Source organism: Halomonas sp. BM-2019, from assembly GCF_017584085.1.
The window spans coordinates 904203-927986 of sequence record NZ_CP071922.1; the positions used below are offsets into that span (position 1 = coordinate 904203).

General features: G+C 69.7%; 20 protein-coding genes and 2 pseudogenes (1 of these 22 cut by a window edge). 17 read left to right on the forward strand and 5 right to left on the reverse strand.

Annotation, left to right across the window (positions count from 1 at the left end):
- Nucleotides 1–181: 181 nt before the first annotated feature.
- Nucleotides 182–910, forward strand: coding sequence for a protocatechuate 3,4-dioxygenase subunit beta (gene pcaH / locus J5F18_RS04620; protein ID WP_346301150.1), 729 nt, complete (start codon nucleotides 182–184; stop codon nucleotides 908–910).
- A 39-nt stretch (nucleotides 911–949) separates the two neighbouring features.
- On the forward strand, nucleotides 950–1582 hold the full coding sequence (gene pcaG, locus J5F18_RS04625; protein ID WP_346301151.1) for a protocatechuate 3,4-dioxygenase subunit alpha: 633 nt from the start codon (nucleotides 950–952) through the stop codon (nucleotides 1580–1582).
- Between the two features lie 69 nt (nucleotides 1583–1651).
- Here the strand turns inward: pcaG and J5F18_RS04630 are convergent, their stop codons facing one another.
- The gene (locus tag J5F18_RS04630; protein ID WP_346301152.1) at nucleotides 1652–1789 is read right to left on the reverse strand and encodes a helix-turn-helix domain-containing protein; all 138 of its coding nucleotides are present in this window, start codon (nucleotides 1787–1789) and stop codon (nucleotides 1652–1654) included.
- 268 nt (nucleotides 1790–2057) lie between these two features.
- Between J5F18_RS04630 and J5F18_RS04635 the strand changes: the two genes are divergently transcribed.
- From J5F18_RS04635 to J5F18_RS04645, 3 genes are all read left to right on the forward strand, one after another.
- A complete protein-coding gene (locus J5F18_RS04635; protein ID WP_346301153.1) occupies nucleotides 2058–3449 on the forward strand; it encodes an FAD-binding oxidoreductase in 1392 nt (463 codons plus the stop codon).
- Between the two features lie 37 nt (nucleotides 3450–3486).
- Entirely contained in the window at nucleotides 3487–4953 is a 1467-nt protein-coding gene (locus tag J5F18_RS04640; protein WP_346301154.1) for an aldehyde dehydrogenase family protein, read from the forward strand.
- Between the two features lie 67 nt (nucleotides 4954–5020).
- A complete protein-coding gene (locus J5F18_RS04645) occupies nucleotides 5021–6112 on the forward strand; it encodes an NAD(P)-dependent alcohol dehydrogenase (protein ID WP_346301155.1) in 1092 nt (363 codons plus the stop codon).
- A gap of 91 nt (nucleotides 6113–6203) precedes the next feature.
- Here the strand turns inward: J5F18_RS04645 and J5F18_RS04650 are convergent, their stop codons facing one another.
- Entirely contained in the window at nucleotides 6204–6674 is a 471-nt protein-coding gene (locus J5F18_RS04650; RefSeq protein ID WP_346301156.1) for a MarR family transcriptional regulator, read from the reverse strand.
- A 440-nt stretch (nucleotides 6675–7114) separates the two neighbouring features.
- Here J5F18_RS04650 and J5F18_RS04655 point away from each other — a divergent pair, with 440 nt between their 5' ends.
- Nucleotides 7115–9004 carry an FAD-dependent monooxygenase gene (locus J5F18_RS04655; protein WP_346301157.1) on the forward strand — a complete coding sequence of 630 codons (1890 nt, stop codon included), beginning with the start codon at nucleotides 7115–7117 and terminating at the stop codon, nucleotides 9002–9004.
- Between the two features lie 47 nt (nucleotides 9005–9051).
- Here J5F18_RS04655 and J5F18_RS04660 read toward each other — a convergent pair whose 3' ends face one another.
- A complete protein-coding gene (locus tag J5F18_RS04660) occupies nucleotides 9052–9981 on the reverse strand; it encodes a helix-turn-helix domain-containing protein (RefSeq protein WP_346301158.1) in 930 nt (309 codons plus the stop codon).
- Nucleotides 9982–10151: 170 nt separating this feature from the next.
- Between J5F18_RS04660 and pobA the strand changes: the two genes are divergently transcribed.
- Nucleotides 10152–11336 carry a 4-hydroxybenzoate 3-monooxygenase gene (gene pobA, locus J5F18_RS04665; protein WP_346301159.1) on the forward strand — a complete coding sequence of 395 codons (1185 nt, stop codon included), beginning with the start codon at nucleotides 10152–10154 and terminating at the stop codon, nucleotides 11334–11336.
- 211 nt (nucleotides 11337–11547) lie between these two features.
- The gene (locus tag J5F18_RS04670; protein ID WP_346301160.1) at nucleotides 11548–12003 is read left to right on the forward strand and encodes a YbaK/EbsC family protein; all 456 of its coding nucleotides are present in this window, start codon (nucleotides 11548–11550) and stop codon (nucleotides 12001–12003) included.
- A gap of 102 nt (nucleotides 12004–12105) precedes the next feature.
- Here J5F18_RS04670 and J5F18_RS04675 read toward each other — a convergent pair whose 3' ends face one another.
- Nucleotides 12106–12540 (reverse strand): hypothetical protein, encoded by a 435-nt coding sequence (locus J5F18_RS04675; RefSeq protein WP_346301161.1) that lies wholly within the window; start codon nucleotides 12538–12540, stop codon nucleotides 12106–12108.
- Nucleotides 12541–12771: 231 nt separating this feature from the next.
- Nucleotides 12772–13767 (reverse strand): LLM class flavin-dependent oxidoreductase, encoded by a 996-nt coding sequence (locus tag J5F18_RS04680; protein ID WP_346301162.1) that lies wholly within the window; start codon nucleotides 13765–13767, stop codon nucleotides 12772–12774.
- A gap of 474 nt (nucleotides 13768–14241) precedes the next feature.
- Between J5F18_RS04680 and J5F18_RS04685 the strand changes: the two genes are divergently transcribed.
- The 9 genes and pseudogenes from J5F18_RS04685 to J5F18_RS04725 form a co-directional block, all read left to right on the forward strand.
- Nucleotides 14242–15177, forward strand: a complete 936-nt coding sequence (locus J5F18_RS04685; protein ID WP_346301163.1) for a cobyrinic acid a,c-diamide synthase — start codon at nucleotides 14242–14244, stop codon at nucleotides 15175–15177.
- A 60-nt stretch (nucleotides 15178–15237) separates the two neighbouring features.
- Complete coding sequence (locus tag J5F18_RS04690) at nucleotides 15238–16452, forward strand: toxic anion resistance protein (protein WP_346301164.1); 1215 nt, start codon at nucleotides 15238–15240, stop codon at nucleotides 16450–16452.
- Between the two features lie 19 nt (nucleotides 16453–16471).
- Nucleotides 16472–17175: pseudogene (locus J5F18_RS04695) on the forward strand (extensin family protein).
- A gap of 79 nt (nucleotides 17176–17254) precedes the next feature.
- The gene (locus J5F18_RS04700; protein ID WP_346301165.1) at nucleotides 17255–18613 is read left to right on the forward strand and encodes an MFS transporter; all 1359 of its coding nucleotides are present in this window, start codon (nucleotides 17255–17257) and stop codon (nucleotides 18611–18613) included.
- Between the two features lie 266 nt (nucleotides 18614–18879).
- Complete coding sequence (locus J5F18_RS04705) at nucleotides 18880–19404, forward strand: TIGR02281 family clan AA aspartic protease (protein ID WP_346301166.1); 525 nt, start codon at nucleotides 18880–18882, stop codon at nucleotides 19402–19404.
- Nucleotides 19405–19411: 7 nt separating this feature from the next.
- Nucleotides 19412–20428: a YihY/virulence factor BrkB family protein gene (locus tag J5F18_RS04710; protein WP_346301167.1), complete on the forward strand. Its 1017-nt coding sequence runs from the start codon at nucleotides 19412–19414 to the stop codon at nucleotides 20426–20428.
- Nucleotides 20425–21402, forward strand: coding sequence for a nitronate monooxygenase (locus J5F18_RS04715; protein ID WP_346301168.1), 978 nt, complete (start codon nucleotides 20425–20427; stop codon nucleotides 21400–21402). Before J5F18_RS04710 ends, J5F18_RS04715 begins: the two co-directional genes overlap by 4 nt.
- A complete protein-coding gene (locus J5F18_RS04720) occupies nucleotides 21392–23008 on the forward strand; it encodes a VRR-NUC domain-containing protein (protein ID WP_346301169.1) in 1617 nt (538 codons plus the stop codon). The genes J5F18_RS04715 and J5F18_RS04720 overlap by 11 nt, the downstream gene beginning before the upstream one ends.
- Nucleotides 23005–23784: pseudogene (locus tag J5F18_RS04725) on the forward strand (ATP-dependent DNA helicase) (it continues 1508 nt past the right edge of the window). The gene J5F18_RS04720 and the pseudogene J5F18_RS04725 overlap by 4 nt, the downstream one beginning before the upstream one ends.

Consider the following 23784-nt stretch of genomic DNA (forward strand, 5'->3'; position numbering starts at 1 on the left):
CCAGCCTGCAGCCCTCCCTGGCCCTGGAGGCCTTCTGCGAGCTGCTTCGGGAAACCGCGGCGGGGGCGAGCAGGTCATAACCCAGGGGTTATGTGGGTGGGGCGAGACGTCAATTGTCAGATCTGCGGCGAGAGGCCACACTGATCCAGGTCAATTCCTCGCCCGCAACGAAGAGCCGAATATGCAACACGACAACAAGCGCTATGTGGAGCGCGACCGTGACTGGCACCCCGCCGCCTACACGCCCGGCTACAAGACGTCCGTGGCCCGTTCGCCCAGCCAGGCGCTGGTCAGCCTGCAGACGCCCAGTGTCTCCGAGCTCAGCGGTCCGGACTTCCGCCGGCTGCGCATGGGGCCCCACGACAACGACCTGCTGTTGAACTTCCGGGACGCCGAGACACCCGGCCTGCCGGTGGGCGAGCGGATCATCATGTTCGGCCGGGTCGTCGACCAGTTCGGCAAGCCGGTGCCGCATACCCTGGTGGAGATGTGGCAGGCCAACGCCGGCGGCCGTTACCGCCACAAGAAGGACGCCTACCTGGCGCCGCTGGATCCCAACTTCGGTGGGGTGGGGCGCTGCCTCACCGACGAGGAGGGCTGGTATCGCTTCCGCACCATCAAGCCCGGCCCCTACCCCTGGGGCAACGGCATCAACACCTGGCGGCCCGCCCATATCCACGTCTCGGTGATGGGCCCGGCAATCTCCACCCGGCTGATCACCCAGATGTACTTCGAGGGCGACCCGCTGATCCCGATCTGCCCCATCGTCCAGACCATCAACGACCCGGAGGCCGTCGAGACCATGATCGGTCGCCTCGACATGTCGCGCAGCCGCCCCATGGACTGCCTGGCCTACCGCTTCGACCTGGTGGTGCGCGGCGAACTGCAGACCTATTTCGAAAACCAGTGATCGGTTCGAGAACCAGTGACAGGATGGGGTAACCAGACCATGCAACAGCCGAATTCCCGACCCTGCAGCGAGCTGATGCTGCGCGAGACCGCCTCCCAGACCGCCGGCCCGTACGTGCATATCGGCCTGGCCCTGCACGTGGCCGGCCTGCCCGAGCGCGACGAGGAGATCTGGAGCCGAATGGCCCGCCCCGGCGCCGAAGGCGAACCGATCGAGGTGGTCGGCACCGTGATCGACGGCAACGGCGACCTGGTGCGCGACGCCCTGCTCGAGGCCTGGCAGGCCGATGCCCAGGGCCAGTACCAGCCCGCGTTCGACCTCGAGCAACCGTTCAACGGCTTCGGTCGCACCGCCACCACCGCCGAGGGCGGCAGCGAGTGGTCGCTGACCACCATCAAGCCGGGCCCGGTGACCCGCAACGATGGTGTGGTCATGGCCCCGCACATCAACCTGGCGGTCTTCGCCCGGGGCATCAATCTCCACCTGCAGACCCGCCTCTACTTCGAGGACGAGGCGGACGCCAACGCCGCTTGCCCGGTGCTGAACGCCATCGAGTCGCCGGCCCGCCGCCAGACCCTGATCGCCAAGCGCGAGGAGGTCGACGGCAAGGTGCGCTACCGCTTCGACATCCGCCTGCAGGGCGAGGGCGAGACGGTGTTCTTCGATTTCTGATCGAGCGACAACCCACGCCGCTGACCGCGCCGCCGCCCCCAGGGGCGGCGGCGCGGTCGTCTCGGCACCCTACAGTCCGTACTTCTTGAGGCGGTAGGCGTAGGCGGCGCGGGTCATGCCCAGCTGGCGGGCGGCCGCGGCGATATTGCCGCCGTTGTCGGCGTGGGCGGCTTCGATCAGGCGCTGCTCCACCGCCTCCAGCGTCATGCCGGCATCGAGCAGGCAGCGGATGTGCTGCTCCGGTGCGCCGGCCGCCGGTTCGCTGGGCGAGCATGCCCGAGGCGTCCAGCCCCTGGCCCTTCTCGCGCTCCAGGGTGGGGACCCGGTAGTCGCCGAACAGCGCTCGCTCGGCGATGTGCTTGTGGTCCGCGGTCAGGATGACGCCGCGCTCGATGATGTTCTTGAGCTCCCGCACGTTGCCGGGCCAGGCGTACTGTGTCATGGCCGAGCGGGCCTGATCGGAGAAGCCCAGGGTGTGGCGCTGATAGTGATGCTCGCAGCGGGCGAGGAAATGCTCGGCCAGGGGCAGATCGTGCGCACCTGCAACGAGTTCCAGGTGCCGATCTGGACCATCTCCACCGGCAAGAACCTGGGCTACGGCTCGGCCGCCCCGGGCGAGACCGGCCAGGTGATCCTCGACCTGCACCGCATGAACCGCATCCTCGAGGTGGATCCGGACTCCTGCACGGCGCTGGTGGAGCCCGGCGTCACCTACCAACAGCTCTACGACTACATCCAGGACAAGGGCTACAAGCTGTGGCTCTCGGTGCCGGCGCCCTCGGCCATCGCCGGCCCGGTGGGCAACACCCTGGATCGCGGCGTGGGCTACACCCCCTACGGCGAGCACTTCATGTTCCAGTGCGGCATGGAGGTGGTGCTGGCCAACGGCGAGATAATCCGCACCGGCATGGGTGGGGTGGAGAACTCGACCTCCTGGCAGGTTTTCAAGTGGGGCTATGGCCCCTACCTGGACGGCCTCTTCTCCCAGTCCAACTACGGCGTCGTCACCAAGATGGGCCTCTGGCTGATGCCGGAGCCGCCGGCCTATCGCCCCTTCCTGATCCAGTATCCCGACCCCGAGGATATCGAGGAGATCGTCGAGATCATGCGCCCGCTGCGCATCCGCCAGGTGATACCCAACGCCGTGGTGATCGTGCACACCCTGTGGGACGCCGGCACCCACGTGGAGCGCAAGGCCTACTACGAGGGCCCCGAGTCCATCCCGCGGGAGGCCATCGAGCGCATCAAGCAGGACGAGGGGATCGGCGAGTGGAACATCTACGCCGCCCTCTACGGCACCCCGGAGCAGATCGAGGTCAACTGGAAGATCATCGAGGAGGCCTTCAGCCGGAGTGGCAAGGCCCAGATCCTGTACGGCGAGGAGGCCGAGCGGCGCGGCGGCGGCTTCGAGTATCGCTCGGCGCTGATGAAGGGTGAGATGAACCTGCAGGAGTTCGGCCTCTACAACTGGCGCGGGGGCGGCGGCTCCATGTGGTTCGCCCCGGTCTCCCAGGCCAAGGGCAGCGAGACCCGCGACCAGACCGAGCTGGCCCAGCAGATCCTCGGCAAGTACGGCTTCGACTACGTGGCCGAGTACATCGTCGGCTGGCGCGACATACACCACGTCATCGACCTGCTCTACAACCGGCAGGACCCGGAGGAGACCCAGCGCGCCCACGACTGCTTCGCCGAGCTGATCGACGAGTTCGCCAAGCGCGGCTACGGCCTCTACCGCACCAACAACGAGTTCATGGAGCAGGTGGCCGGCACCTTCGGCGAGCCGCTGCGCGAGGTGCACCGCACCCTGAAGCGGGCGCTGGATCCCAACGGGATTCTCTCCCCCGGCAAGTCCGGCATTCGCCTGTAACCGTCCGTCCCCGAACCGACCCTGAGGAAGCGAACCGATGAGCACTGCATACCGAGATTTTCATCTCCAGCCCATCGCCGGCGAGTGGCGTGAGGGCGCTAGCGAGCGCACCGCCCGGGTGACCAACCCCTACGACGGCAGCGAGCTGCTCGAGATCCGCCTGGCCAACGCCGCCGACCTCGACGCCGCCTTCCTGGCCGCCGAGAAGGCCCAGGCCGCCTGGGCGGCGACCAGGCCTTCCGAGCGCAGCGCCCTGCTGCAGCGGGTGGTGGCGATCTTCGACGCCCGCAAGGAGGAGATCATCGACTGGCTGATCCGCGAGTCGGGCAGTACCCGGCTCAAGGCCAACGTCGAGTGGGGCGCGGCCCGCGGCATCACCCTGGAGGCCGCCAGCATGCCGGGCCGGGTCCACGGCATGACCCTGGCCTCCAACGTGCCGGGCAAGGAGAACCGCGTCTATCGCAAGCCGCTGGGCGTGGTCGGTGTGATCAGCCCCTGGAACTTCCCGCTGCACCTCTCCCAGCGCTCCATCGCCCCGGCGCTGGCCCTTGGCAACGCCGTGGTGGTCAAGCCGGCCAGCGACACCCCGGTCACCGGCGGCCTGCTGCTGGCCAGGATCTTCGAGGAGGCCGGCCTGCCAAAAGGGCTACTCAGTGTGGTGGTGGGCGCCGGCAGCGAGATCGGCGATGCCTTCGTCGAGCACCGGGTGCCGCGCCTGATCTCCTTCACCGGCTCCACCCAGGTGGGGCGGCGTATCGGCCGCCTCGCCAGCGGCGGCGAGCAGATCAAGAAGGTCTCACTCGAGCTGGGCGGCAACAGCCCCTTCGTGGTGCTGGACGACGCCGACATCGAGCAGGCGGTGAATGCCGCGGCCATGGGCAAGTTCCTGCACCAGGGCCAGATCTGCATGGCGGTCAACCGCATCATCGTGGCCGAGTCCCGGTATGACGCCTTCGTCGAGCGCTTCGTGGCGAAGGTCAAGGGGCTGCCGGTGGGCGACCCCGATGACATGACCACCGTGGTGGGGCCCATCATCAACGCCAGCCAGCGGGAGAGCCTGGAGGAGAAGATCGCCACCGCCAAACGCGAAGGCGCGACCGTGCTGCTGGAGGACGAGATCCAGGGCCAGCTGGTGCCGCCCCATGTGTTCGGCGATGTGACCGCGGAGATGGAGATCAGCCGCGAGGAGATCTTCGGCCCGCTGGTGGGCATCCAGAAGGCCCGCGACGAGGCCCACGCCCTGGAACTGGCCAACGGCACCGAGTACGGCCTCTCCAGCGCCGTGTTCAGCGGCGATCTGGCCCGCGGCCTGCGCTTCGCCCAGGGCATCAGGGCGGGGATGACCCACGTCAACGACATGCCGGTCAACGACGAGGCCCACGTGCCCTTCGGCGGCGAGAAGAACTCCGGCCTCGGCCGCTTCAACGGCGACTGGGCCATCGAGGAGTTCACCACCGACCACTGGATCAGTATGCAGCACGCGCCCCGCGGCTATCCCTTCTGAGACCGCGTGTTCCGGGCCATCCCCGGGTGGCCCGGCTTTCGCCTCATCAAGGCAAGGAGAACGACTCATGCAGATTCAAGCGGCCGTGACCCTGGAGCAGGGGCGTGACTTCGAGTGGCAGGCGGTGGAGCTGGCGGAGCCGGCGCTGGGCGAGGTGCGGGTGCGCATCCTGGCCACCGGCGTCTGCCACACCGATGCGGTGGCCCGGGATCTCGGCATCGCCCCCTTTCCCATCGTGCTGGGCCACGAGGGGGCCGGCGTGGTGGAGGCCCTCGGCGAGGGGGTGACGGGGCTCGAGGTGGGCGACCACGTGGTGCTGTCGTTTGCGCACTGTGGCGGCTGCGGCCACTGCCTGACCGGCCACCCCACCGTCTGCGATACCTTCAACGAGCTCAACTTCGGCGGCGCCATGGATGACGGCAGTCACCGCCTGGCCCGGGGCGACGAGGCGCTGGCCACCTTCTTCGGCCAGTCCTCGTTTGCCACCCACGCCGTGGTCAGCGCCCGCAACGCGGTCAAGGTCGACCCGGAGGTGGACCTGGCGCTGCTCGGCCCGCTGGGCTGCGGCATCCAGACCGGCGCCGGCACCGTGCTCAACCGGCTCAAGCCCGAGTTCGGGTCGAGCCTGGTGGTCTATGGCTGCGGGGCGGTGGGGCTCTCCGCCATCATGGCGGCTAAAATCGCCGGCTGCCATCAGATCATCGCCGTGGACGTCCACGACAGCCGCCTCGAGCTGGCCCGGGAGCTGGGCGCGACCCATGCCATCAACGGCCAGCAGGAAGACACCGTCGAACGGGTGCGGGCGATCACCGGCGGCGGCAGCCAGTTCGCCGTGGAGACCACCGGGGTGCCGGTGGTGGTGCGCCAGTCGCTGCAGGCGCTCAAGCCGCTGGGCGTCTCGGCCATCGTCGGCGTCACCCCCGAGGTGACCCTGGACGTGCACCACGACCTGATGGCCGAGGGCAAGTCGATGATCGGGGTGATCGAGGGCGACTCCGTGCCGCGGGTCTTCATCCCGCAGCTGGTGGCCTACTACAAGGGGGGGCGCTTCCCCTTCGACCGGCTGGTGAAGTTCTACGCGCCGGAGCAGATCAACCAGGCCTTCGAGGACTCGAAGAACGGCACCACCGTCAAGCCGGTGCTGAGGATCGGCGAGTAAGGAGCTACAAGACGCCTATATCGAGATCGACAAGGCCCCCGGAGCAGTGCTTCAGGGGGCCTCGTCGTTTGGTGTGGTGGTGGCGAGGCGGTCAACCCGCCTGGCGCACCGGTACGCGGCTGAGGTGGTTGTTCTCGTCAGCGATCCGTGTCAGCAGCCGGCCCAAGATCTCGCGCTCGTCCTCGTCCAGGGGGGCGAGGATCTCCTCCTGCACCTCGGCCACCGTCGGCTCGGCGGCCTGGCGCAGCCGTTCCCCCTCTTTCGTCAGGGTGACCAGCATGGCGCGGCGATCCTGCGGATTGCGGTGTCGGGTCACCAGGCCGCGCTCCTCCAGCTTGCGCACCACCACCGCCACTGTGTTGCGGTCCAGGGCCGTATGGCCGCCCAGGGTGATCTGGTCGATCGCCCCCTTCTCCTCGAGGGCACAGAGGATGATGTACTGCAGCTGGGTCAGATGATAGGCCTCGCACTTGCGCAGGAAGATCGCCACGCTGATCTGGTGGCAGCGCCGGAGCAGGTTGCCAGGAAGGTGACTGGCCTCGGAGAGGGGGGCTGCGGTCATGGTCTCGGTCTTGTGGAGGAGGGAAGGAATCCGGCCGGACGACCGCGCTGGCCGCTGGCCGCTGCGGCGGCAGACGGCGACGGCCGGGCCTGGCGCTAACTTAGCAGAGTGCGCCCGCCCGGGCATCCGCTCGCGGCCCCGGGCGTGGCGTTGGCTAGCGGAAGACGCTGATCCTCTTGTTGGTTGTCGGGGGTGATCGGTGGATGGCCCGGAGGCTTGGTGTCAAGTCCGGCGGGGTGGGGGTGTGGACAAATATTGACCTGAGTCAGTATTGCGATCATCACAATTATGATCAATTGGCCGAAAGTCGGGTTGCTCGCCGCTGACTCGATCACAATACTGACGATTATGGCCATGGCGAATTGCCGCACCAGACGCACCCCGACCCCTGATCGACCTTCAACAATGATGACCCGTAGCGCACGGGATGGAGCGAAACGATGCAGTACTTCCTCGACGGTTACCGCAGCGGCGACCCGCGAATTCAACCCCTGGCCGAAGGACGCAGCGAGGAGCAGGGTCCGCTGCCGGAAGAGGTGGACGTGCTCATCGTCGGCACCGGCCCCGCCGGGCTATTGCTGGCCGCCCAGCTGTCGACCTTCCCGGAGATCGTTACCAGCGTCGTGGAGAAGGCCGACGGGCCCCTCGAGGTGGGGCGTGCCGACGGCATCGCCTGTCGCACGGTGGAGATGTTCGAGGCCTTCGGCCTGGCCGAGCGGATGACCACCGAGGCCTACTGGATCAACGAGACCCACTTCTGGGGCCCGGCGCCCGGCGACAAGTCGCGGATCACCCGGCTCGGCCGCGTGCAGGACGTCCGCGATGGCCTCTCCGAGTTCCCCCACGTGATCGTCAACCAGGCCCGCCTGCTCGACTTCCTGCTGGAGTACATGCACAACTCGCCCAGCCGCCTGCGGGTCGACTACCGTCACGAGACGTTCAAGGTGGAGGTGCCCGAGGCCCCCGACAAGCGCGTCACGGTGACCCTCAAGACGCCGGAGGGCGAGAAGCGCGTCCGCGCGAAGTATGTCGTCGGCTGCGACGGGGCCCATAGCGTGGTGCGCGAGTCCATCGGCCGCGTGCCCCAGGGCCACGGCGGGGACAAGGCGTGGGGCGTGATGGACCTCCTGGCGGTGACCGACTTCCCGGACATTCGCTTCAAGTGCACCATCCAGTCCGCCGAGGCGGGCAATATCCTGCTGATACCCCGCGAGGGCGGCTATATGGTGCGGCTCTACGTCGACATGGGGGAGATCGACCCGGACGCCTGGCTCACCCAGGAGCAGGTGCTGGCCAAGGCCCAGGCGGTGCTGGCGCCCTACACCTTCGAGGTCAAGGAGACCGCCTGGTTCTCCGTCTACCGCGTCGGTCACCGGGTCACCGACAAGTTCGACGATGTCGACGACGACCAGCTGAAGAGCCGCACGCCGCGGGTCTTCATCGCCGGCGATGCCTGCCACACTCACACCGCCAAGGCCGGACAGGGCATGAACGTGTCGATGCAGGACACCTTCAACCTGGGCTGGAAGCTGATCTCGGTGCTCGAGGGCCGCAGCCCGGCCAGCCTGCTGCACACCTACAACGCCGAGCGCCACGTCATCGCGGAAAACCTGATCGAGATGGATACCCGCTGGTCACAGGCGATCGGTGCCGCTCAGGACATCGACGACCCCCAGGCCGCGCTGAAGGGGCTGGCCGAGGTGCAGCGCCAGTTCGTCACCAACAGCGAGTTCACCGCCGGGTTCGCCACCCACTACACCCCGGACCTGCTGACCGGCGACGATACCCACCTGGGGCTGGCCACCGGCTTCCCGCCCGGGCGCCGCTTCCATTCGGCCGAGGTCGTCCGGCTCGGCGATGCCAAGCGGGTTCACCTCGGGCACGTCCATCGCGCCGACGGCCGCTGGCGGCTCTACGCCTTCGCCGACATGGTCGACCCGAGAAGCCCCGGGTCCCGCTTCAACCAGCTGATGGACTTCCTGGCCAGCGAGGCGTCGCCGATCCGCCGCTTCACCCCCAAAGGGGCCGATCCGGACGCCATCTTCGACGTCCACGGCATCATCCAGCAGTCCCACCTCGAGGTGGACTGGGCCGAGATGCACGCCTTCCTCAAGCCGCACAAGGGGCCCCTGGGGCTGCAGGACTACCAGAAGGCCCACGCGCCGGTGCTGGACACCGACCAGGACATCTTCGACCTGCGCGGCATCGATCGCGGGGCCGGCGCCCTGGTGGTGGTGCGACCGGACCAGTACGTCTCGCTCGTGCTGCCGCTGGATGGCTTCGATGAGCTGAGCCAGTTCTTCTCCCGCTTCATGGTGGAGCCCGACTAACGGGGCATCCCGCCACTCATCAGACTCCTCCTCGCCTCGCCCCCGGTTCAGCTCGCCTGGCCGGGGGCGTCCTGTTTCGGGGCCTCGGAGGCATGCTGACGCAGCCGGAAGTCCCGCGGCGAGAGCCCGGTGTTGCGCTTGAAGAAGCGTGTGAAGTAGGCCGGCTCGGAGAAGCCCAGGCTGTCGGCGATCTGGCTGATGGTCATGTTGGTGTAGGTGAGCTGGCGCTTGGCCTCCAGCAGCAGGCGTTCATGCAGCAGCTGCAGGGCGCTGCGGTCGGCCAGGCGCCGGCACAGGGTATTGAGGTGGGCGCTGCTCATGCCGAGTTGGGCGGCGAACTGTTCGACGCTGGGCTGGCGGCGAAACTGGGCCTCGATCAACGCCTGGTAGTTCTCCAGGTGCTGGTGGCTACGGTCGTGATGGCTGGTGGATGCTTTGGCTCCCCGGCCGGTGACGACCTGCAGGCGCGAGAGTGCCACCACCAGCGCCTGGATCAGCGCCTCCAGCATGCTCGCGCGCCCCGGCGCCGGCTGACGGTACTCCTCATCGATCTGGGTCACCAGGGTGGCGATGCGGCGCCCGCTGCCGGGACCGTGCAGCCCGTGGAACCCGGCGTGCTGTAGCAGGGCCCCGGCGCTGCTGGCCGTCTCGGCCAGGTGCTCCACCAGCGGTCGGGCCAGGGTGATGATGTGGCCGTCCACATCGGGAGAGAAACGGAAACCGTGGATGCTCATGCTCGGCACCACGATCACCAGCGGCCCCTCGAGCGGGTGGCGGGTGCCCTCCAGCTCCAGGTCGACGCGGCCGTGGCTGACATGCAGCAGGTGGACCAGGTCGGCGTGACGGTGGGGGCGAATGTGCCAGTCATGCAGGGCGCTGCGCTCCGGGATCGACTCGCAGTGCAGCAGGTCCGGAGTCGGCCAGTGGCGAGTCTCGCCATAGAGCTTGAAGACGGGGATAGGGTTGGGGGTTGTCATGAGCGGCTCCCGTCGTTACGACCAAGGTCGAGTGTGTCGACGTGAATAGTCCAAGTGATGAATTGAATCATGCCTTATGTCGGCGGCTTATTCATTGAAAAATACAATTCATTCTGCGAACACCTGTACGCAAAGACCCTTGGCACGCCACACAACTACGGAGTTCCCCCATGAAGACACAGGTCGCCATCATCGGTGCAGGCCCTTCGGGCCTGCTGCTCGGCCAGCTGTTGAGCCGTCAGGGCATCGACAACGTCATCCTCGAGCGCAAGAGCGGCGAGTACGTGCTGAGCCGCATCCGCGCCGGCGTGCTGGAGCAGGGCATGGTCGACCTGCTCCGCGAGGCCGGCGTCGATGCGCGCATGAACGAGGAGGGGCTGCCCCATGACGGCTTCGAGCTGGCCTTCGACAACCGCCGGGTCCGTGTGGACCTGGCTGCCCTGACCGGCGGCAGCCAGGTGATGGTCTACGGCCAGACCGAGGTGACCCGCGACCTGATGGAGGCTCGCGAAGCCACGGGGGGCAAGACCATCTACGAGGCCGACAACGTCCAGCCCCACGACCTCGAGACCAACAGCCCCTATATCACCTTTGACAAGGATGGCGAGACGGTGCGCCTCGACTGCGACTACGTGGCCGGTTGTGACGGCTTCCACGGGGTCTCGCGCCAGTCGATTCCCGAAGGTCATATCAAGGAGTTCGAGAAGGTCTACCCGTTCGGCTGGCTGGGGATCCTTTCCGACACGCCGCCGGTCTCCGACGAGCTGATCTACGCCCGCCACGAGCGCGGCTTCAGCCTGTGCAGCATGCGCTCCGAGACCCGCAGCCGCTACTACATCCAGGTGGCGCTGGACGAGAAGGTGGAAGACTGGTCCGATGAGCGCTTCTGGGAGGAGCTCAAGCGCCGCCTGCCCGACGATGTGGCCGAATCACTGGTCACCGGCCCCTCCATCGAGAAGAGCATCGCGCCGCTGCGCAGCTTCGTGGTCGAGCCCATGCAGTATGGCCGCCTCTTCCTGGTCGGCGATGCCGCGCACATCGTGCCCCCCACCGGGGCCAAGGGGCTCAATCTCGCCGCCAGCGACGTCAACACCCTCTACCGGCTGATGGTGAAGGTCTATCAGGAGGGGCGCACCGACCTGATCCCGCGCTACTCCGAGACCTGCCTCAAGCGGATCTGGAAGGCCGAGCGCTTCTCCTGGTGGATGACCTCCATGCTGCACAAGTTCTCCGAGGAGGAGGACTTCGCCACTCGCATGCAGCAGGCCGAACTGGACTATGTGACCAGCTCCGAGGCGGGCCTCACCACCATCGCCGAGAACTACGTGGGCCTGCCCTACGAATCCCTGGAGTAGAGCGGCGGCAAGACGCTATCCTCCTTGTCCCGGCCCCCTTGGTGGCGCCGGGACTTTTTTCGGTTCATCGCCCCTGCCCCGGGGGGAGGTCGGTCCGACCGCGGCTACGGCCCTCCCGGGCGTGCGCGCATTGCGTTCTCCCATCGTCGGTGACGCTGAGCTAGGCTTGTCGGTAGGCCCCTTGATATCGACCCCCGGGAGGGTGATTCCCATGTCCATGGAGCGCGTCAAGCACTTTCTCGATGAAAACGGCGTGAGATACGTCATCCAGCAGCATTCGCCCGCCTATACCGCCCAGGAGATCGCCGAGGCGGCCCATGTGCCGGGTCGCCATTTTGCCAAGTGCGTGATGGTGGAGATCGATGGCCGCCTCGCCATGACGGTCCTGCCGGCCACGGATCGCGTCGACCTGCAGCGGCTGGCGCGCTCCGTCGGCGCCCAGTCCGTCGAGCTGGCCAAGGAGGCGGGCTTCGAGGACCGCTTCCCCGATTGCGAGCCCGGTGCGATGCCGCCCTTCGGCAACCTCTTCGACATGGAGGTGTTCGTCTCGCCGCACCTGGCCCAGGCCGACCTCATCTCCTTCAATGCCGGCAGCCATCGTGAGGTCATGCAGCTCGCCTACAGCGTGTTCGACCGGCTGGTGAAGCCGGTAGAAGTGGCGATGTAGGGGGCGAGATCGCGGGTGAGTCAGGCGTGAGGCGAGCCCTGCCCGCAGGGTGGCGTTCGCCTCTCCGTCGGGGACGCGCTGCGACCGGCGCCCGCGTGGCGATCAGCGCCTGCCGCCGGGGGCCTCGTCCTGCCCCCGCGGTTCCGCCTTGACCTCATAGTCCCCCTCCAGCACCTGCTGCTCGCGGTGGCAGTCGTCGGCGCCGCGGGTTTCGCGGTAGTGGGTCTCGCGATAGTGGAAGCCGCCGCCGACATCCTCGGCCCGGTCGGCGCGCATCTTCTCCATGCGCTTCTTCAGCCGGTAGCGCAGCAGCGGCATCAGCGCCCAGCCGAGCAGCAGGAAGAACAGCCCCAGCACCATGGCGACGATCATCATGGCGCCGAACAGCAGCCAGGCGAGCAGCATCTTCAGGCTGCCGAGCAGGCCGCCGGCGTTGGTCTGCCGGGCGCGCTGCTGCCACTCCCTGGCGGTGCGCCAGGCGACGTTGCGATGAAAGTCGTGGTGCGGGTCCTGGTGAGGGCCTTGGGAATCGGGCATCACGTTCTCCGGTCGGGCGGCGCAGGGCGCCGCGGGTAAGGGTAGCCCAGGCGAGGGCTCACCGTTGGAAAGCAGGCGGGGCGCTTCGTTCCGAGACGGGGGCAGGATGCGACCAGGTGCCACGGCTCCAGGGCCGAAATCCCGAAGACGCTACGAACCGCGGGAGCGGCGCCAGGCGCCGCAAGCCCTGGCGCAGATGGCCGAAGCCGGCGCGAGAATCCGCGTTCTGGGTCATGAGCGCCAGACCTCGGCGACGATCTCGTAGCTCCTCAGGCGGTCCTCCAGGGCGAACACATCGGTGTTGAGCATCAGCTCGTCGGCGCCGGTTTGCGCGAGGAAGGCCTCGAGCTCCTCGCGCACGGTCTCGGGGCCGCCGATGATGGCGGCGCCCAGGAACTGCTGCAGCTGGGCCTCCTCCATGGGCGTCATCTCCAGGTGCTCCACCGGCGGCTTCGCGCAGGTGCGCCGGCCGCGGATCATCCCCAGGAACTTCTGCCGGGCGGTGGTGGCCTGGTACTCGGCCAGGGCGTCGTTCTCGGCGGCGATCACCGGCAGGCCGACCATGGCGTGGGGGCGCTCGAGCACCTCGGAGGGGCGGAAGTTGTCGCGATAGAGGCGCAGCGCCTCGAACAGGTAGCCGGGCGCGAACTGGGCCGCGAAGGCGAAGGGCAGGCCCAGGCGGGCGGCCAGCTGGGCGCTGTAGCCGCTGGAGCCGAGCAGCCAGATCGGCACCCTGGCGCCCTGGCCGGGGACGGCCCGCACGCGCTGGCCGGGCTGCTCGTCGCCCAGGAAGCCCTGCAGCTCCGCCAGGCGCTGGGGGAAGTCGTCGACGCCGGCGTAGGGGTCGCGGCGCAGGGCGGCCATGGTGGCGCCGTCGGAGCCCGGGGCGCGCCCCAGCCCCAGGTCGATGCGCCCGGGGTAGAGGGCCTCCAGGGTGCCGAACTGCTCGGCGATCACCAGCGGCGGGTGGTTGGGCAGCATGATGCCGCCGCTGCCCACCCGGATGCGCTGGGTGGCGCCGGCCACATGGCCGATCAGCACCGCCGTGGCGGCGCTGGCGATGCCCTCGATGCCGTGGTGCTCGGCGAGCCAGAAGCGGGTGAAGCCGAGTTCCTCGGTCAGCCGCGCCAGGGCCACGCTCTCGCGGAAACTGTCGGCCGCGCTGCCGCCCTCGCGGATCGGCGCCAGGTCGAGGACGGAGAGGGGCGTATCGGCAAGACGGGACATGGCGGCTCCTGTGCGGGAAGGGAAAAAATGTTAGCCTGCTGAGTGTTTTCATCATCGGGGCAGAGCCGGCCCCATGCAATCCCCGCCCGCTCAGGCGCCACCCGGATGCTCAACCGCCGCCGGGGAGGGGGATTCGGGATCGGTTGGCCCTCACCGCTGGCCTGGGAGCGGCGCAGGTCGTAAGCTCAGGGGAAATGGTGAAATCGGATTTCCGCCATGTCTCTCCTGCCGGTTGGTCAGCCGGTTGGCCCGCCGGCTGTCCGGCGCCCTGCTGGATCGCTGGCTGGATCGCCTGGTCGATTTCGCCGTGATCGTGGCGCTGGTGGTGGGGGGGGTCGCCCTGGTCCTGACCCTGCTGCTGTAGGCCGCCCCCGGCGCGGCGGGAACGCCTGTCGAGGGCGGCGCTGCCCCACCTGGCCGTGACCGGTTACCCTGGACTCGGCCCTCGCCGCTGGATAAAGGATACCGCGCTCCATGTTGGGATTCTTGCAGGGATTTTCCTATGGCCTCTTCATGACCTGCCTGCCCTGGCTGCTGGTGGGGCTGGCCAATCCGCGGCTGGCCCTGGCTTCCGATTCCCCCTCCCGCTGGCAGGTCATCGCCCGCTACGGCCTGGTGGTGCCCTTCATCAGCCTGCTGCTGTGGCTGACCTCGCTGTGGGGAGGCTTCGGGCCGAGCCTGGCGGGATGGCTGGCGGGGCTCGTTGCCGTCCCCCTGGCGTTGCCGCTGGAGCGACGCCTGCGCGGCTGGCTGCGGCGGCGGCGAGAGCGGCGCCAGCGGCTGCAGCGGGAGGCCGAGCGCCGGCATCGGCAGGCCCGTGAGGCCCAGGAGGCCGGCGTGGCCGTCCTCGACCCGGCCCGGCCGCCGGCGGATGCCGACCGCCTGGTGCTGGCCATGTGCCGGGCCAAGCAGGGCCTGATCGAGGCGCGCCGGCCCGACCTGGCCGTTCAGGCCGACCGCCTCTACAGCCGCTATCGCCATGTGCTGGCCGTGCTGAGTGGCCGCTTCGACAGCGGCGAACTGGCCTTCGAGCGGGCGCGGGGCCTGGTGGCCGAGGTCTGCCTCGGTGCGCTGGATACCCTCGACGCCATGGCCTCCCAGGCCCGGGGGGTGGCCAGCGTGGATGCCGACTTCGTGCGCCGTCGCCTGGCCGCCGACGGCAAGCGGCTGGGGGAGGAGGAGCGGGCCGCCCTGCTGCGGCGCCTGGAGCTGGTCGAGGAGACCGAGCGCCGGCTGGGCGAGCTCGCCGCGCGCAACGAGTCGGCGCTGACGGTGCTCGACGACACGGCCGTGGCCATGGCGCGTATCGAGACCGGGCGGCCCCAGGCCTCCTTGACCACCGAGCGGGCGCTGGAGGAGCTGCGCCGCTTCGTGGAGGGAGCCGATCGTTACGGGCGTGGCAGCGGGTGAAGAGTGGAGGGTTCGATGCCCGGGTCAAGGCCCGCGGGGTTCACGTCTCGAGAGGTGCTTATGAATCAGGAATCTACCGGCGGCCCCCGGCTGTCATTGCCGCCGCTGGAGGAGATCGCCCGTGACCTGGGCGCGACGCCATCCGAGGAGGAAGCGGCCGAGGAGGGCAGCGGCCAGGCCCCGGAGGAGGATGCCGCCTTGGCCGCCATGGCCGATGCGTTCGTCGCGGAGGTGATCCGCGGCAGCGACGAGGGCTCCCTGGCGCGCCAGCGACGCGCCGTCGACGAGATGGGGCTGGAACTGCAGCAGCAGGCCGCGCACCGAAGCGCCATGCTGGACACCCCCCTGCGCCAGCTGGCTCACCAGGGCGACGAAGGGGGGCCGGTGGCGCGATCGCTGGTCGAGCTGCGTGAGCAGATGCAGCGGCTCGACCCCTCCCGGCACAGGCTCTCGCCGGGGCCGCTGGATCGGCTGCTGGCCGTGATCCCCGGCGTCGGCAGCCGTCTGCAGCGCTATTTCCGAAAATTCGAGAGTGCCCAGCAGGCGCTGGATGCGATCATCGCCGACCTGGAGGGGGGGCGCGACATGCTGCGTCGCGACAACCTGACGCTGAGCGACGATCAGACCGCGCTGGGCGAGACCCTCAGTCAGTTGGAGCGTCAGGTCGCCCTGGGGCGGCTGATCGACCGGCGACTGCAGGCGGCGATTGCCCGGCGCGACGAGACGGACCCCCAGCGCGGCTTTCTCGAGGAGGAGCTGCTCTTCCCCCTGCGTCAGCGCGTCGTCGATCTCCAGCAGCAGCTGACGGTCAGCCAGCAGGGGGGGCTGGCGCTGGAGGTGGTGATCCGCAACAACCGCGAGCTGATCCGCGGCGTCGACCGCGCCATCAACGTCACCGTCTCGGCGCTGACGGTCGCGGTGACCGTGGCCCTGGCCCTGGCCAACCAGCGGCTGGTGCTGGACCGGGTCGAGGCCCTCAACACCACCACCTCGGCGATGATCGGCGGCACCGCCCGCGCCCTGCGCCAGCAGGGGGTGGAGATCCAGCGGCGCGCCTCCGGCGCGATGCTGGACATGCAGGCCCTCGAGCAGGCCTTCGAGGACGTGATGGGCGCCATCGATGACCTGTCACGCTATCGCCAGGAGGCCCTGCCCCGGCTGGACGCCCAGATCGATCGCCTGGCCGACCTCTCCCGACGCGGCGGCGCGGCCATCGACCGCCTCCAGCGGGCCGAGGCGGCCCCCTCGGCCGATGCCGGCAAGCCGGACTCGTGACCAGGGGCTGGCCGGGACGATGCGGGGGCTGCTGATCCTTGCGTTGCTGGCCGGTGCCCTGGCGCTGGCCTGGTGGCGCTTCGAGGCGGCGATTCCGCGCCACTGGCACCCCGCCGAGCCCCTCCAGGTCGACGACCCCCTGACACCCGTGACGCGCTGGAAGCTGCACCGCCTGGCCGACGACCGCGAGGGGTGCCTGGCGGCCCTGGCCACGGTGCCGGAGGGTGAGCTTTCGTTCACGCCCCTCGAGGATCACGAGCCCGTGGCGGGCTGCCCGCTTGCCAACGTGGTGCGGTGCGCCTCGAGGCCAGCGGCGTCGACTTCAATGCCAGCTTCGTGGCGACCTGTCCGCTGGCGCTGGCCTGGACGCTCTTCGAACGCCAGCGGCTGCAGCCTGCCGCGGAAACCGTGCTGGGCAGCCGGGTGGCGAGGGTGGAGCACCTGGGCAGCTTCGCCTGCCGCAATGTCTATGGCCGCGCCGATGGCCGGCTCAGCGAGCACGCCACCGCCGAGGCGCTGGACGTGGCCGCCTTCCGGCTGGCCGACGGGCGCGAGATCCGCCTGCTCGACCATTGGGACGAGGCGGACGAGCGGGGCGAGTTCCTGCACGAGGTCCGGGACGGCGCCTGCGACCTCTTCGGCAACGTGCTGGGGCCGGACTACAACCTTGCCCACGCCGACCACTTCCATTTCGGCATGCGCGGCTTCCGGCTCTGTCGCTGAGGGCGAGTGCCGGGGCCGAGATGGTGCGCCAGGGCCCCGGGCTGCTAGGCTTGCCGTCTCGACCCGCAAGGATAGCCCCATGCCTCCTCTGACCAGCGCCATGCCGCCGCGGACTCGCGCCTCGCGCAAGGAGATCCTCGGCTGGGCGATGTTCGACTTCGCCAACCAGGCCTACACCCTGCTGATCATCACCGTGGTGTTCGGCGAGCTCTTCACCACGGTGATCGTCGGCGACCGCGGCGACGGCTACCGGCTGGCCAACCTGCTGTGGAGCCTGGCGCTGGCGGTGAGCTACCTGCTGGTGGTGATCACCGCCCCCCTGTGCGGGGCGGTGATGGACTACCAGGCCTCCAAGAAGCGCTTCCTGTTCGTAAGCTACCTGGCCACCGTGGCCACCACCGCCATGCTCTACTTCGTGGCGCCGGGCTATGTGGTGCTGGGCCTGCTGCTGATCGTGGTCTCCAACTACGCCTACTCCATGGGCGAGTCCTTCATCGCCGCCTTCCTGCCCGACCTGGGGCCGCCAGAGGACCTGGGCAAGATCTCCGGCTTCGGCTGGGCCCTGGGCTACGTGGGCGGGCTCTTCGCCGCGGGCTTCACCCTGGTGGCGCTGGGCGAGGCCACCGCCGAGAACTTCGAGCGCATCCGCTGGGTGGGCCCCTTCGCGGCGGCCTTCTTCCTGGTCACCGCCATCCCCACCTTCCTGTGGGTGAAGGAGCGCGGCACCCCCCAGCCGCCGGGCAAGCCCTACCGGGAGATCGCCTGGGAGCGGGTCTCCACCACCCTGCACGAGCTGCGTCGCTTCCGCGACCTGGGCATCTTCCTGGTCTCGCTGCTCTTCTCCATGGCCGGGATCTATATCATCATCGCCTTCGCCTTCATCTACGGCGCCCAGGTGATCGGCTGGGACGAGTCGATCCGCAACCTGATGTTCATCATCGTGCAGATCACCGCGGCGGCCGGGGCACTCGGCTTCGGCTTCATCCAGGACCGCATCGGCACCAAGATCACCTACCTCTTCACCCTCTGCCTCTGGGTGGCGGCGATCATCGCCATCTGGGCCACCCCGGAGGTCACCGCCTTCCTCAACGCCCGCCTGGGCCTCGCCTGGGAGGCCCAGCACCTCTTCCTCGTCGTCGGCTGCCTGGCGGGGCTCTCGCTGGGCTCCAGTCAGTCGGCCAGCCGCGCCCTGGTGGGCCTCTTCTCGCCCACCCGCAAGGCCGCGGAGTTCTTCGGCTTCTGGGGCCTGGCCAACAAGCTGGCCGGGGTGATCGGCATCATCGCCCTCGGACTGCTGCAGTCGGTGGTGGGCCTGCAGGCCTCGATCCTGCTCTGCGCTGCGCTCTTCCTCATCGCCATCCTGATCTGCCTGGCGGTGAACCAGGCCCGCGGGCAGCGGGCGGCGGCGGAGTGGGAGGCGCGCAATGGACGGGCCTGAGTGGGGAGAGCGGCCAGCGGCTGCTCAGCGTGGAGCTGGGCCTGCTCTCCGTGGGAGCCGTGGTGCCCGCGCAGGCGATCACCCGCCTGGTCGACGGCCAGGGAATGATGATCGGGAACGGGGGTCGAAGCCTGAGTGCTTTCCTGCAAGGGGCGTTATCCTTGTGAAAGATTGGGAGTCGAGCGAACGGGAGTCAGTACAGACAGGGGGGTGTCGGGTGTAAATGGGCCGGCGGCGGTGTTCGCCAACGGACGGGAGGACTCACCATGGGTGATGACAACAGAGCGGTCCGCCGCACCGGGCTCGGCATGATGCTGCTGTTCTGGATGCTCTTCATCGGGGCCGGGACCTGGTGGTTCCACGGCTACCTGGAGAGCCAGCGCAACCCCAACACCCACCTGGTCAACGCCGTGAACGGCGAGAGCTCGGTGGTGCTGGAGCGCAACCGGGCCGGCCACTTCCTGGCCACCGGGCGCATCAACGGCGAGCCGGTGGAGTTCCTGCTCGATACCGGCGCCACCTACGTGGCCGTCTCCTCGGAGCTGGCCCAGCGCCTTGGCCTGGAGACCACCGGCAGCGCCTGGTTCAACACCGCCAACGGCCGGGTGAGGGGCAGCCTCACCACCCTCGACGAGGTGAGCCTCGGCGGCTTCTCGGTCCGCGAGGTGCGCGGCTCCATCAGCCCCGGCATGGAGGGCGATGTGGCCCTGCTCGGCATGAGCTTCCTTAACCGTTTCGACATCGAGATCCGCGACGCCCGCATGGTGCTCCACCCCGCCCGCTCGAACTGAGGACCCCATGGCCCCATCGCGACGCGGCCGCCGCGCCGCCCAGCCCGCCCAGATTCCCGGCCCCGGCTGGCTCGACATCCTCTGGCGCGTCAAGGAGCAGCTCACCGACGACCGCGTCGGCATCCTGGCCGCCGGCATCGCCTTCTACGCCCTGCTCTCGGTGTTTCCCGCCATCGCCGCGATCATCTCCCTGTGGGCCCTGGCGTTCGACCCCCAGGACATGGCACGCCAGATCAGCGAGCTGGCCCGCTACCTGCCCCCCGAGGCGGCGGGGCTGGTCGAGCAGCAGGCCCGCGAGATCGGCGACAACACCCCCACCGGCCTCAGCCTCACCGCCCTGGGCAGCCTGGCGGTGGCCCTGTTCGTGGCCTCCAAGGGGGTGCGCGGGCTGATCATCGCCCTCAACCTGGTCTACGGCGAGGAGGAGCGGCGCGGCCTGCTGGGCCGCCTGCTGGTGGTCGCCGCCCTGACCCTGGGGCTGATCCTGCTGACCCTGGTCTCCATCGTCTTCGTCGCCCTCTTCCCCCTGGCCATCGGCCTGCTCGGCCTCGAGGGGACCCCGGCGAGGCTGATCGGCCTGCTGCGCTGGTCGGCGCTGCTGCTGCTGATGATGGCAGTGATCGCCGTGCTCTACCGCTTCGCCCCCTATCGCCGCTCGCCGCGCTGGGAGTGGGTCAGCGTCGGCACCCTGGCCGCCACCCTGCTGTGGCTGGCGGGCTCTGCCGGGCTCTCCCTCTACGTGGGGCGCATGGCCACCCTGAGCGAGCTGTATGGCTCGCTGGGCGCCGTGGTGGTGCTGATGTTGTGGTTCTGGCTATCGGCCTTCGTCGTCTTGCTGGGGGCCGAGATCAACGGTGAAATGGAGCGCCAGACCCGCCGTGACACCACCGTTGGCGAGCCCCGTCCGCTCGGCAAACGCGGCGCCTTCGTGGCCGATACCCTGGGCCCCCGCCGGCCCTGGCGCCGCGACGCTGAACCCGATGACCCATCCGACGTTCCACACGATCCTGGAGAGACCCGATGAGCCTGACCCAGACCCTCGGCATCACCCTGCCGATCCTCCAGGCCCCCATGGCCGGCGCCCAGGGCAGCGAGCTGGCCATCGCCGTGGCCAGGGCCGGCGGTCTCGGCGCGCTGCCCTGCGCCATGCTTGCGCCTTCGGCCATGGCCGAGGAACTCACCGCCATCCGCGACGCCACCGAGGCTCCCATCAACGTCAACTTCTTTACCCATGTGCCGCCCGAGCCGGATGCCGCCGCCATGGTGCGCTGGCATCAGGCGCTCGCCCCCTACTACGCCGAGTTCGGCCTGGATATCGCCGCCGTGCCGGAAGGGCCCGGCCGCCGCCCCTTCGATCATGAGACCTGCGATGCCCTCGCGCCCTTCCGGCCCGAGGTGGTGAGCTTCCACTTCGGGCTGCCCGAGGCCGCGCTGCTCGAGCGGGTCAAGGCGTGGGGCGCCAGGGTGCTGGCCTCGGCCACCACGGTGGCCGAGGCCCAGTGGCTGGAGGCACATGGCGTCGATGCGGTGATCGCCCAGGGCCTCGAGGCGGGCGGTCACCGCGGTATCTTCCTCTCCGACGACCTCACCACCCAGCTGGGCACCCTGGCGCTGGTGCCCCAGGTGAAGGCGGCGGTCGGCGTACCGGTGATCGCCGCCGGCGGCATCGCCGATGCCCGCGGCGTGGCGGCGGCCCTGGCCCTGGGGGCCGAGGCCGCCCGCCATACGGCGCTCACCAACCTCTATACCGGGCGCCCGGCCCGGGGCATCCTCACCCGGCTGATGCGCGAGCTGGGGCCGATGAGCGACGCCGCCCCGGCCTTCCCCCTGGCCACCGCGGCCATCGCCCCGCTGCGCGCCGCCGCCGAGGCCGCCGGCAGCGGCGACTTCTCGCCGCTCTGGGCCGGCCAGAACGCCAGCGGCTGCCGCGAGGTACCCGCCGCCGAGGTGGTCGCGGCGCTGGCCGAGGGGCTGATATCATGGATGCATGACCAGTAGCTCGCCCACCGCCTCCCTCGAGGATCCCTTCTACTACCTGGCGAACTTCCAGTTCGTGCTGGGCTGGGTCGCTGAGCGCCACGGCGACCTGTTGAGCGCCGAGGAGCAGGCGTTCCTGGCCGACTTCGCCGCGCTGCCCCGGGCCTCCCGGGCACTGCTGGTGCGCATGGTGATGCGCCGCGGCGAGCACTTTCGCACCTCGAAGCTCGTCTATCCCGAGATCAGCGCCGACAGCCAGGACAGAGCCGAGAGCGGCGACGGCGAGGTGGCCCTGGCGCCGCTGATGGCGGCCGGCCTGGTCGAGGGCGACCCCGTGCTGCCCTTGGAGCTCCTCTTCGCCCAGCTGCGCCTGCCCGAGCTGCGCCTGGCCCTGGCCGAGGAGATTCGCGCCGCCGGCCTGCCCGCAATGCTCGGCAAGGCCGCGCTCTTCGACGCCCTGGCGCCGCGGCGGCTCGAGGCGCGCCCGCTGGCCGAATGGTGGCCCGCGGCGCCGGATCGGGTGGTGCGGCTCACCGTGATGGCCAGCTGCGACCGGCTGCGGCTGCTGTTCTTCGGTAACCTTCGCCAGGACTGGGCCGAGTTCGTGCTCACCGAGCTGGGCCTCCAGTGCTTCGAGGTCGTGCCCTTCGGCGCCGAGTCCCGCGCCTTCCAGCGCCGCGCGGAGCTGGAGGCCTATCTCGCCCTGCACCGCCTGCGCCAACGCCTCGACGCCGGCGAGTCGGCGGTGGGGCTGGTCCGGGAGTGGTCAGCGCCGCCCGACGACAACCCCTGGCTGCGCTCGCGGGGCCACCGCCTGCGGGTGGCCCTGGGCCGCCAGGCGGAGCGGGAGGGCGCCCCCGGGGTGGCGCTCGACTGCTACGTCGCGGCGGGCTGGCCGCCGGCCACGGGCAGCGCCGAGGCACGCGTCCGCCGGCTGCGCCTGCTGGAGCGCCAGGGCCGGTACGCCGAGGCCCTGGCGCTGGCCGAACCCCTGGCGCGAGCGCCCGCCGACGAGGCCGAGGCCCAGGCGCTGGAGCGCCTGCTGCCACGCCTGCGGCGGCGCCTGGGCCTGCCCGTCGAGGCCTCGCCGCCCGCGAGTGAGCCACAGTGGATGGAGTTGCGCCTGGCGCGCACCGCCGGCGTGGAGCTCGCCGTGCGCGACCGCCTGCACCGTGACGAGGCGCCGGTGCACTATGTGGAGAATGCGCTGTTCACCGGCCTGTTCGGCCTGCTCTGCTGCCTGGCGACGCTCGACGAGGGCCGTCATGGCGAGGCGATCCTGGCCACCTGGCGGGCCAAGCAGGGGATCGCCAACCCCTTCGTTCACTGGGACGGGCTCGATGAGCCGCTGCTGACTCTTGCCCTGGCGCGTATTCCGCCGGCCCATCTGCGGGCCTGCTTCGAGCGGCTGCTGGGCGATCTCAAGGCCAATCGCGCCGGCCTGCCCGACCTGATCCAGTTCCTGCCCGAGGCCTCGGCGCCGACCGCGCCGGCGTATCGGCTGATCGAGGTCAAGGGGCCGGGCGATAGCCTGCAGGACAACCAGCGCCGCTGGCTGGCCTTCTTCCGGGCCGAGGGCATCCCCGCGGCGGTGTGCCGGGTGCGCTGGCAGGACGGTGGGGCCTGAACCGCTCAGGGGCCGCGGCGGAGGCGCCACGCTACCGGGTGGCGGTGCGCACCCTGTGCGACGTCACCGCCCGGACGGGCGACCTCGACCACCGCTTCACCCCGGCACCCAGCGCCCTGGAGGGCATGGCCGGCCACGCCGAGGTGGCCCGGCGTCGCGGGCCGGGCTACCTCAGTGAGCTACCGCTGGCCGGCGTCGTCGCGGGGCTCGCGGTGTCCGGGCGGGCCGACGGTTACGACCCGGTCGCCGACTGCCTGGAGGAGATCAAGACCCACCGCGGCGATCTCGCGCGCATGGCCGACAACCAGCGCGCCCTGCACTGGGCCCAGCTCAAGGCCTACGGGGCCCTGCTCTGCGCCGAGCGGGGGCTCGCCGAGATCACCCTGGCGCTGGTCTACCTGGAGGTGGGCAGCGGCCGGGAGACCCGCCTGGAGCAGCGTTGTGAGGCCGCCGAGCTGGCCGCCTTCCTCGCCGCGCTCTGCCGGCGCTACCGGTCCTGGGCCGAGCAGGAGGCGGCGCATCGCCAGGCCCGCGATACCGCCCTGCAGGGGCTCGCCTTCCCCCATGCCGACTTTCGCCCTGGACAGCGGGCGCTGGCCGAGGGCGTTTACAAGGCGGCGGCCACCGGGCGCTGCCTGCTGGCCCAGGCCCCCACCGGCATCGGCAAGACCCTGGGCACCCTCTTTCCCCTGCTCGTCGCCATGCCCCGCCACGGTCTCGACCGTGTGATGTTCCTGACCATGAAGACCCCGGGGCGCGCCCTGGCGCTGGATGCG

Excerpts from the sequence above, each read along its gene's own strand:
- pobA (WP_346301159.1), top strand. The coding sequence starts at position 10,152 with ATGAAGACACAGGTCGCCATCATCGGTGCAGGCCCTTCGGGCCTGCTG.
- pcaG (WP_346301151.1), top strand. The coding sequence starts at position 950 with ATGCAACAGCCGAATTCCCGACCCTGCAGCGAGCTGATGCTGCGCGAG.
- J5F18_RS04645 (WP_346301155.1), top strand. The coding sequence starts at position 5,021 with ATGCAGATTCAAGCGGCCGTGACCCTGGAGCAGGGGCGTGACTTCGAG.
- J5F18_RS04715 (WP_346301168.1), top strand. The coding sequence starts at position 20,425 with ATGAGCCTGACCCAGACCCTCGGCATCACCCTGCCGATCCTCCAGGCC.
- pcaH (WP_346301150.1), top strand. The coding sequence starts at position 182 with ATGCAACACGACAACAAGCGCTATGTGGAGCGCGACCGTGACTGGCAC.
- J5F18_RS04675 (WP_346301161.1), bottom strand. The coding sequence starts at position 12,540 with ATGCCCGATTCCCAAGGCCCTCACCAGGACCCGCACCACGACTTTCAT.
- J5F18_RS04640 (WP_346301154.1), top strand. The coding sequence starts at position 3,487 with ATGAGCACTGCATACCGAGATTTTCATCTCCAGCCCATCGCCGGCGAG.
- J5F18_RS04630 (WP_346301152.1), bottom strand. The coding sequence starts at position 1,789 with ATGACGCTGGAGGCGGTGGAGCAGCGCCTGATCGAAGCCGCCCACGCC.
- J5F18_RS04650 (WP_346301156.1), bottom strand. The coding sequence starts at position 6,674 with ATGACCGCAGCCCCCCTCTCCGAGGCCAGTCACCTTCCTGGCAACCTG.
- J5F18_RS04660 (WP_346301158.1), bottom strand. The coding sequence starts at position 9,981 with ATGACAACCCCCAACCCTATCCCCGTCTTCAAGCTCTATGGCGAGACT.
- J5F18_RS04720 (WP_346301169.1), top strand. The coding sequence starts at position 21,392 with ATGACCAGTAGCTCGCCCACCGCCTCCCTCGAGGATCCCTTCTACTAC.
- J5F18_RS04655 (WP_346301157.1), top strand. The coding sequence starts at position 7,115 with ATGCAGTACTTCCTCGACGGTTACCGCAGCGGCGACCCGCGAATTCAA.
- J5F18_RS04670 (WP_346301160.1), top strand. The coding sequence starts at position 11,548 with ATGTCCATGGAGCGCGTCAAGCACTTTCTCGATGAAAACGGCGTGAGA.
- J5F18_RS04705 (WP_346301166.1), top strand. The coding sequence starts at position 18,880 with ATGGGTGATGACAACAGAGCGGTCCGCCGCACCGGGCTCGGCATGATG.
- J5F18_RS04690 (WP_346301164.1), top strand. The coding sequence starts at position 15,238 with ATGAATCAGGAATCTACCGGCGGCCCCCGGCTGTCATTGCCGCCGCTG.
- J5F18_RS04685 (WP_346301163.1), top strand. The coding sequence starts at position 14,242 with ATGTTGGGATTCTTGCAGGGATTTTCCTATGGCCTCTTCATGACCTGC.
- J5F18_RS04700 (WP_346301165.1), top strand. The coding sequence starts at position 17,255 with ATGCCTCCTCTGACCAGCGCCATGCCGCCGCGGACTCGCGCCTCGCGC.
- J5F18_RS04710 (WP_346301167.1), top strand. The coding sequence starts at position 19,412 with ATGGCCCCATCGCGACGCGGCCGCCGCGCCGCCCAGCCCGCCCAGATT.
- J5F18_RS04680 (WP_346301162.1), bottom strand. The coding sequence starts at position 13,767 with ATGTCCCGTCTTGCCGATACGCCCCTCTCCGTCCTCGACCTGGCGCCG.